Raw genomic sequence first — 8023 nt, forward strand, 5'->3', positions numbered from 1 at the left:
CGGTGCGGCCGGGTGCGCGGCGTCACACCGCCGGTGTGCGCGCACACCAGGGCCGCGCCGAACTCGGCAGCCACCCCGGCCAGGTCCGGGTCGTACCCACCCCAGGCGTCGTTGATCAGGTCGGCGCCCTCGGCGCACACCGCCCGCGCGACGTCGGCCCGCCAGGTGTCGACACTGATCACCACGTCCGGGTGTTCGTCGCGGACGCGGGCGACGAAGTCCACGACCCGGCGCCGCTCCTCCGCGGCGTCCACCTCCGGACCCGGCGCGGCCTTGACACCCCCGATGTCGACGATGTCGGCGCCCTCGTCGACGACCTGCCGCACCCGGTCCCGGGCGGCGTCGTCGGTCCAGGTGGCGCCCCGGTCGTAGAAGGAGTCCGGCGTGCGGTTCACGATCGCCATCGTCAGCATCGCGTCGTCGGCGAACTCGTGCCGCCCGAGACGGAGCATGCGCACCCCTGTTCCTGCTGGACCTCGTCCGACCCCCGGGGTACCCGGCCGTGCGGCCGGGCACCACCCGGTGATCTTGCCATCATAGGCGGTCCACGGGCACGGGGTGCGCTGCCGGAGGCCGGTCCCCGGGACCGTCAGGCGTTCACCCGCTCGGGCAGGTGCGGCACCTCGGGGGCCGGACGCCGCGGACGCCCGGCGGTGCGGGCGTAGGTCGCGTACAGCGCCAGTCCCACGAAGGCGAGTCCGCCGACCAGGTTGCCGAGGACCGTCGGGAGTTCGTTCCAGACCAGGTAGTCGGTCACCGAGAAGTCCCCACCGAGCATCAGCCCGGTCGGGAACAGGAACATGTTCACGACCGAGTGTTCGAAGCCGAGGAAGAAGAACACCATCACCGGCATCCACATGGCGACGACCTTGCCCGACAGCGACGTGGACATCAGTGCCCCGACCACACCCGTGGAGACCATCCAGTTGCACAACACGCCCCGCAGGAACAGGGTGAGCATCCCCGCGGCGCCGTGTTCGGCGTAGCCCACCGTGCGGTCCGCCCCGATCGACCCCAGCCGCTCCCCGACCGCGTCCGGCGGCACGGAGAAGCCGACGGTGAGGATCACCGACATCATCAGCGCCACGGTCAGTGCGCCCGCGAGGTTCCCGAGGAACACCAGGCCCCAATTCCGCAGCACCGCCCGTTTGCGCGCCCCCGGCCGTCCGTCCAGCCACGCCAGCGGGGCCAGCGTGAACACGCCGGTCAGCAGGTCGAAACCCAGCAGGTACAGCAGGCAGAACCCGACCGGGAACAGCACCGCCCCGGCCAGCGGACTGCCGGTCTCGACGGTGACGGTGACCGCGAAGGCGGCGGCGAGTGCGAGGATCGCGCCCGCCAGGTACGCGCGGATCAGGGTGTCCCGGGTCGACATCCGCAGTTTCGTCTCCCCGGCGTCGACCATCGCGCCGACGAACTCCTTCGGGCTCACGTACGACATGCGCTCCCCTCTCGTGTCCGGGTCCCGCGTGGTCGACACCGACCCGGCGGCGGGAGGCGCCGACCACGGTGTCCGCACGGAGCCTCGACGACGCGCGTTTCCGTGCCGTGACCGCGCGGGGGCCGGCGGGTCACGGTCTCCGCACCGCACGTCCGTGGTGTGAAGACCTCATTTCGGGTGGCTGCACCGGTGGCCGCGTCCCGCGGGTGCGCGCAGACTGACGGCGTCCGCCGTGTCCGCCGCAGTCCACGAAGGAGCACGAGGAGATGACCACCCCGATCATGAGCAGGGCCGAGGCCGCCGAGCTGGTCAAGGCGGCGCGGATCCGACGAGGCGTGTCCTGGTCGGCGATCGCCGGGGAGCTCGGTGCCCCGGTGGTGTGGACGACCGCGGCGCTGCTGGGGCAGCACCCGATGACGGCCGAGCAGGCCGGGCGGGTCTGCCGGATGCTCGACCTGGAGGAGTCCGTCGCGGAGAGTCTGCGGACCCAGCCCGCCCGCGGCACCGACGAGGCGCTGATGTCCGACCCGACGGTCTACCGGTTCGTCGAGGCGCTGTCGGTGTACGCGCCGGCGTTGAAGGAACTGGTGCACGAGGAGTTCGGCGACGGCATCATGAGCGCGATCAACTTCCGGGTCGACCTCGCGCGGCGCCCGGACCCGGAGGGCGACCGGGTGGTGGTCACCTTCGACGGGAAGTTCCTCGACTACAAGTGGTGAGTTCGCCCGTCCGGACCGGCCCCGGCGGGTCCCGTCGATCATCGCCCCTCCCGCACCGCGGTAGACTGTGCGCGGGTTTCGGAAATGCCGAACATCCGCGACGACCGGTCTCCCGCACGCCGTGCGGGACGAAGGGGGCAGGCACGGTGGCCGACGCGTTTTCCGCCGCCGAGGAGCTGGCACTGACCCTCACCCGGGGCGGGATGCAGAAGATGACCTCGCGGGTGCTGGCGGCACTGCTGTTCAGCGAGCAGGAGACGATCACGGCCGGGGAGATCGCCGACCGGCTGGGCGCCTCGCCCGGGTCGGTCTCCGGCGCCCTCAAGTCGCTCGGCTCCGTGGGGCTGATCGAACGTGTCCCCGCCCCCGGGAGCCGCCGGACCCACTACCGATTCCCCGACGACGGCTGGGCACGGCTCATGTCGACGCAGAACGCGATGATCGGGTACATGCGGGACGCGGCCGACCGCGGCCTCGACACGGTCGACGGCGACAGCCGGGCCCGGCGGCGGCTCAGCGAGATGCGGGACTTCTACGCCTACCTGATGCGGGAGCTGCCCGCGGTCATCGACCGCTGGTACGCCACCAGGGAGGACACCGGGAACCCCGACTGAGGGGCCCGCGGTGTCCTCCCACGGGACGTCAGCGCAGGTCCCGGGCGTCGAAACACCGGAGGGCCACGGCGGTGACCAGGAGGCAGGCGACCGTGAGCACCGCCAGGTGTGTCCACTGGAAGCCGTACCGCAACGGCTCACCACCGAGGTAGTAGTAGAACGGTGACAGGCGGCGCAGCCACTCCGCATCGAGCTGCGGACCGAAGGCGTCGAGCACGTACGACGGAGGCCCAGACCCGTCGTGGTGCCGAGGGCCGGCCCGTACCGCACGCCCGCCGCGCCCAGCGCGACCGCCACGCAGCCGAACAACAGCGCGAGCATCGTGACCGCCACGGACTGCGCGGCGAAGCCGTGGACCGGCACCGGATCCAGGTCGGCCGCGTCCCGGATCACCAGCATCCCGGCGAACAGACAGAGCCCGATCATCCCGGCCCCGACGGCCAGCGCGCCGAGCCGCTCCAGCAACAGCCGCCTGCGGCTCACCGGGTGCGCGAGCAGCAGGCCCAGCAGGCCGTTCTCCTCGTCCCCGGAGACCGCCCGCGCCCCCATGGCCGCGCCGAAGAACACCACCAGCAGCGGAACGAGGATGCCGAACGGCGCGGACTGCAGGTACCCGGCGGCCGAGTCCAGGTCGTCGAAGCCGAAGGCCCCCCGCATCGCCTCCGGCACGGTGTCGGCCATCCCGGGCGACATCCGCGTGTGGAAGCTGCCGTAGAGCATCGCGAGCGCGGTGACGGCCACGACCCAGCCGAGCAGCGCACGGCGGTTGTCCCGCAGGAAGCGGGTGAGTACGTTACGCGACCACACGGTCACCGGCCTCCTGTCCGTCGTAGTGCCGGAGGAACAGCTCCTCAAGGTCGGGTTCGCGGGCGGTCATCCGCGCCACCGTGTAGCGGGCGGCGGCCTTCACCAGCGGGTCGGTCGGGCCGTTGATGCCGCACCGCAGGGTGGTCCCGGTGAGCACGAGATCGGTCACGCCCGGCAGGGTCCGGAAGTCCGCCGGGTCGGGTGGGGTGGCGGGGTCGAAGTCGATGCGGACGTCGAGGGCCGCGTGCGCGCGCAGGTCGGCCGGCGTACCGCGGGAGACGAGCCGCCCCTCCCGGACGATCGCGACCCGGTCGGCGACCGCCTCGACCTCGCTGAGGACGTGCGAGGAGAGAAACACCGTCCGCCCCTCCCGCCGTGCCTCGCGCACGAGTTCGAGGAAGACGCGCTGCGCGAGGGGGTCGAGGCCGGACGTCGGTTCGTCCAGGACGAGCAGCTCCGGCCGGTGCATCAGCGCCTGCACCAACCCCACCTTCCGCCGGTTGCCCGTGGACAGCTCCCCGATGCGGGCCGTGCGGTCCAGCCCCAGCCGCTCGGTGAGTTCGTCGACCGAGGACGGGTCCACCCCGCCGCGGAGAGCGCCGAGGAACGCCAGGCACTCGTCCACGGTCTGCCGCATCGGGAGCGCGGCGTCCCCCGCGAGATGGCCGACCCGCCGGTGGAGCGCGACGGCGTCGGTGCGCGGGTGGGCGCCCAGCACCCGGACCCGTCCGGAGGTCGGCCGGATCAGGTCGAGCAGCACCCGGATCGTCGTGGACTTACCGGCCCCGTTGGGGCCGAGGAACCCGAGCACCTCGCCCGTGCGGACGTCGAGCGAGAGGTCGACGACGCCGCGGCGGTTCCCGTAGTTCTTGGTCAGGTTCTCGATCGTGATCGCCGCCCCGGGCTCCATCCCGCCACCTGCTCTCTTTTCGGAAATTTCCGAACTCACGAAAACGACGGTAGCAGCGACCACGGACCGGGGGAAGACGCCGGAGCCCGCGAACGATGGCGATCTGCTCGTCAGCGGGTGGTCGCGCGGCGCTCACGCCGACGTCACCCGCGTGCGGTTCGGTCCGGGATGACCGACCGAGACGACCCTCGTGGGAGGACCGATGACAGACGAGACGCGCGAGACCGCCGCGGTCAACCGCAGGCGGTTCCTGGCGGGCACCGGCACGATCGGCGCCGCCGCCGCGCTGCACGCGCTCATGGGCAACACCGCCGCCCTCGCGGGTGGCCCCGGGGTGGGCGACAACCGGGGCGTGGTGGCTCCGGACAACGGGGGGTACGGCCCGTTGCGCCCGGCGCCCCCGCACGGCGAACTGCTCCTGCCGGACGGCTTCTCCTACGTCGCGTTCGGACGGACCGGGTCGCCGCTGTCGGACGGCGGGATCACCCCGGGACGGCACGACGGGATGGCCGCGTTCGCCGCCGCGGACGGTGCACTCCGGCTCGTACGCAACCACGAGCAGAGTCGCGGGCCCGCGTTCGCGGACCCGCACTACGACCCCGCGGTCGCCGGAGGCACCACGACCGTGGTCTTCGACCGGGAGGCGATGCGTCCGGTGCGCAGCTTCCCCAGCCTGGCGGGCACCGTGCGCAACTGCGCGGGCGGCCCCACCCCGTGGGGAACCTGGCTGTCCTGCGAGGAGACGTTCACCGGACTCGACCCCGACCGTCCGCACGGCTACGTGTTCGAGGTCCCCGCCGACGCCGACGGCCCGGTGGACCCGGTGCCGTACCGGGCGATGGGCCGGTTCACGCACGAGGCGGTGGCCGTGGACCCGGACACCGGGATCATCTACCAGACCGAGGACCGCGGCAGCTCCGGGCTCTACCGGTTCGTCCCGGACGTCCCGGGGAAACCGGCCGCGGGCGGACGGTTGCAGATGCTGGCCGTCAAGGGCCACCCGGGCCACGACACGCGCCAGGGTCAGCGCGCGGGCAGGCCGCTGCCGGTGGAGTGGGTGGACATCCCGGACCCGGACCCGGACAGCGACGACTCGTTGGCCGTGTTCCGCCAGGGCCGGCAGCGGGGCGGGGCGGTGTTCGCCCGACTGGAGGGCGCCTGGTACGGGGACGGTTCGATCTTCGTCAACGCGACCAGCGGCGGGGACGCCGGTCTGGGACAGGTGTGGCGGTACCGGCCCACCGGCGAGGCGGGCGGACAGCTGATCCTGGTCCACGAATCCACCGACCCGGACCTGTTGCAGAGCCCGGACAACCTGTGTGTCTCCCCCACCAGCGGCGGCCTGGTGCTGTGCGAGGACGGCAGCGGTCCGGACATGCTGCGGGGACTCACGCCGCGCGGGGAGATCTTCGACCTCGCCGCCCTGAACAGCGGCAACACCAGTGAGCTCGCCGGGGCGACGTTCAGCCCGGACGGGCAGGTGCTGTTCTTCAACGTCCAGACCCCGGGCGTGACCTACGCCGTCACCGGGCCCTGGTCCCGCGGCGCCCTGTGACGCCGTCCGGTCGGGACGGCCGCTTCCCCGGCCGTCCCGACCGGCTCCGGCGGCGTCACCGCACGGCCATCTCCCCGAGCTCGGACCAGTCGTCCTGGTCCACGTTGGTGTTGATCACCTTGGGCGTCTCCACCAGGTGCGGCGGCAGCGTGCGCTGCGCCTCGCGGAAGTGGTCCGAGTTGACGTGCGCCGCACCGGCCTCGCCGTCCCGGAAGGCCTCCACCAGCACGTAGACGTCGGGGTCCTCGATGCTGCGGGACCAGTCGAACCACAGGCAGCCGGGCTCGCCGCGCGTGGCCCGGGTGAAGTCGGCCGCGATCTCGGGCCAGCGGTCCGCGTCCTCGTGCTTCACCCGGAACTTGGCCGTAATGAAGATCATCGCGTCTCCTCCCTCGATGCGGGCCCGCAGGGGCCCGGTCGTTCTGCGTCCCGGTCGAATTCCGACACCGTGCATTCTGCCGGACCCGACGGCGGGTCCGGGTTCTGGACAGTCGTGTGGACATCTGTCAACCTGATCCACGCGAGCACGGTGACGGGAGGATCCAGCATGCCCGGCCCTACCACCGCGATCATCGGCGCGGGAATCAGCGGACTGACGGCGGGCAAGATGCTCGGTGACTACGGCGTGCCCTACACGTGTTTCGAGTCGTCGGACCGGATCGGCGGCAACTGGGCCTTCGGCAACCCGAACGGGCACAGCAGCGCCTACCGCTCGCTGCACATCGACACCTCGAAACACCAGCTGTCCCTGCGGGACTTCCCGATGCCGCGGCACTACCCGGACTTCCCGCACCACACCGAGATCCGGCAGTACCTGGAGGACTACGCCGCCGCCTTCGGCCTGACCGACCGCATCGAGTTCGGCAACGCCGTCGAGCACGCCCGCAGGCTGCCGGACGGTGGCTGGGAACTGACGACCGGGCGGGGCGAGCGGCGGCGGTTCGACCTGCTGGTGGTGGCGAACGGGCACCACTGGGACCCGCGGTGGCCGGACTTCCCGGGCGAGTTCACCGGCACGCAGCTGCACTCGCACTCCTACATCGACCCGCGCACGCCGCTGGAGCTGTCCGGCAGGCGGATCCTCGTGGTCGGGCTCGGCAACAGCGCCGCCGACATCACCGTCGAGCTGTCGTCGCGGGCGCTGGACAACCGGGTGACCCTGTCCACGCGCTCCGGCGCCTGGATCGTGCCGAAGTACCTCGCCGGCACCCCCGCCGACAAGTTCTACCGCACCTCCCCGTACCTCCCGCTGTCCTGGCAGCGCAGGCTGTTCCAGCTGTTCCAGCCGCTGACCGCGGGACGGCCGGAGAAGTACGGGCTGCCGACGCCGAACCACCGGTTCTTCGAGGCGCACCCCACCCAGTCGGTCGAACTGCCGCTGCGGCTCGGATCCGGTGACGTCGTGGCCAAGGGCGACGTCGCCCGGCTCGACGGGGACACGGTGTGGTTCACCGACGGCACCGCCGCGGACTTCGACGTGATCATCCACGCCACCGGCTACAACATCACGTTCCCGTTCTTCGACGAGACCTTCCTCAGTGCGCCCGGCAACCACCTGCCGCTGTACAAGCGGATGTTCCGCACCGGGCTGGACGATGTGGTGTTCGTCGGATTCGCCCAGGCCACCCCGACGCTGTTCCCGTTCGTCGAGTGCCAGTCGCGGCTGCTCGCCGCCTACGCCGCCGGACAGTACCGTCCCCCGTCCGTGCCGGAGATGGAGCGGGTGATCGCCGCCGACGAACGGAGGTTCGTGGGTCACATGGTGCCCTCGGCACGGCACACCCAACAGGTGGACTACTTCCGCTACGAGCACGACCTGCGCACCCGGGAGCTCCCCCGGGGCAGGCGGCGGGTGGCGAAACTCGGTCCGGCGCGGTTGGCGGGCCGCGTACGCACCGACGACACCCGGGTGACCGGCCCCGGTCGGGGCGGCGCGGCGGTATGACCGGACGCACGACCGACACCGCCGAGCCCCCC

General features: G+C 72.1%; 9 protein-coding genes and 1 pseudogene. 4 read left to right on the plus strand and 6 right to left on the minus strand.

All coding sequences use genetic code 11. The features are described 5' to 3' along the window. Together ACTIR_RS0114235 and ACTIR_RS0114240 are read right to left on the minus strand one after the other, a co-directional pair. Positions 1 to 452, minus strand: a 452-nt coding sequence (locus ACTIR_RS0114235) for a dihydropteroate synthase (RefSeq protein WP_026454796.1), incomplete at its 3' end; no start/stop codon positions are given. Positions 453 to 589: 137 nt separating this feature from the next. After that, complete coding sequence (locus tag ACTIR_RS0114240; protein ID WP_026454797.1) at positions 590 to 1441, minus strand: formate/nitrite transporter family protein; 852 nt, start codon at positions 1439 to 1441, stop codon at positions 590 to 592. 266 nt (positions 1442 to 1707) lie between these two features. On the opposite strand from ACTIR_RS0114240, the gene cynS reads away from it, so the two are divergent. Next, entirely contained in the window at positions 1708 to 2160 is a 453-nt protein-coding gene (gene cynS, locus ACTIR_RS0114245; RefSeq protein ID WP_026454798.1) for a cyanase, read from the plus strand. Between the two features lie 146 nt (positions 2161 to 2306). Beyond that, positions 2307 to 2774 carry a GbsR/MarR family transcriptional regulator gene (locus tag ACTIR_RS0114250; RefSeq protein WP_007025420.1) on the plus strand — a complete coding sequence of 156 codons (468 nt, stop codon included), beginning with the start codon at positions 2307 to 2309 and terminating at the stop codon, positions 2772 to 2774. Between the two features lie 28 nt (positions 2775 to 2802). Here ACTIR_RS0114250 and ACTIR_RS27530 read toward each other — a convergent pair whose 3' ends face one another. The 3 genes and pseudogenes from ACTIR_RS27530 to ACTIR_RS0114265 form a co-directional block, all read right to left on the minus strand. Beyond that, complete coding sequence (locus tag ACTIR_RS27530; RefSeq protein WP_026454799.1) at positions 2803 to 2991, minus strand: hypothetical protein; 189 nt, start codon at positions 2989 to 2991, stop codon at positions 2803 to 2805. 125 nt (positions 2992 to 3116) lie between these two features. After that, positions 3117 to 3494, minus strand: a pseudogene (locus ACTIR_RS27775) (ABC transporter permease subunit); the annotation flags it as partial. Positions 3495 to 3567: 73 nt separating this feature from the next. Further along, positions 3568 to 4530 carry an ABC transporter ATP-binding protein gene (locus tag ACTIR_RS0114265; protein ID WP_324607101.1) on the minus strand — a complete coding sequence of 321 codons (963 nt, stop codon included), beginning with the start codon at positions 4528 to 4530 and terminating at the stop codon, positions 3568 to 3570. A 163-nt stretch (positions 4531 to 4693) separates the two neighbouring features. Here ACTIR_RS0114265 and ACTIR_RS0114270 point away from each other — a divergent pair, with 163 nt between their 5' ends. Beyond that, complete coding sequence (locus ACTIR_RS0114270) at positions 4694 to 6046, plus strand: PhoX family protein (RefSeq protein WP_026454802.1); 1353 nt, start codon at positions 4694 to 4696, stop codon at positions 6044 to 6046. Between the two features lie 55 nt (positions 6047 to 6101). On the opposite strand, the gene ACTIR_RS0114275 is transcribed toward ACTIR_RS0114270, so the two are convergent. Next, positions 6102 to 6425: a putative quinol monooxygenase gene (locus ACTIR_RS0114275; protein WP_019810378.1), complete on the minus strand. Its 324-nt coding sequence runs from the start codon at positions 6423 to 6425 to the stop codon at positions 6102 to 6104. 168 nt (positions 6426 to 6593) lie between these two features. On the opposite strand from ACTIR_RS0114275, the gene ACTIR_RS23415 reads away from it, so the two are divergent. Beyond that, positions 6594 to 7991, plus strand: a complete 1398-nt coding sequence (locus tag ACTIR_RS23415) for a flavin-containing monooxygenase (RefSeq protein ID WP_052583888.1) — start codon at positions 6594 to 6596, stop codon at positions 7989 to 7991. The last annotated feature ends 32 nt before the right edge of the window (positions 7992 to 8023 follow it).

The organism is Saccharomonospora iraqiensis subsp. iraqiensis (assembly GCF_000430445.1).
GTDB classification, from domain to species: Bacteria; Actinomycetota; Actinomycetes; order Mycobacteriales; family Pseudonocardiaceae; genus Saccharomonospora; species Saccharomonospora iraqiensis.

Bases quoted from the DNA above. Each gene is read 5' to 3' on its own strand.
- ACTIR_RS0114240 (WP_026454797.1), bottom strand. From the start codon at position 1,441: ATGTCGTACGTGAGCCCGAAGGAGTTCGTCGGCGCGATGGTCGACGCC.
- ACTIR_RS0114275 (WP_019810378.1), bottom strand. From the start codon at position 6,425: ATGATCTTCATTACGGCCAAGTTCCGGGTGAAGCACGAGGACGCGGAC.
- cynS (WP_026454798.1), top strand. From the start codon at position 1,708: ATGACCACCCCGATCATGAGCAGGGCCGAGGCCGCCGAGCTGGTCAAG.
- ACTIR_RS23415 (WP_052583888.1), top strand. From the start codon at position 6,594: ATGCCCGGCCCTACCACCGCGATCATCGGCGCGGGAATCAGCGGACTG.
- ACTIR_RS0114270 (WP_026454802.1), top strand. From the start codon at position 4,694: ATGACAGACGAGACGCGCGAGACCGCCGCGGTCAACCGCAGGCGGTTC.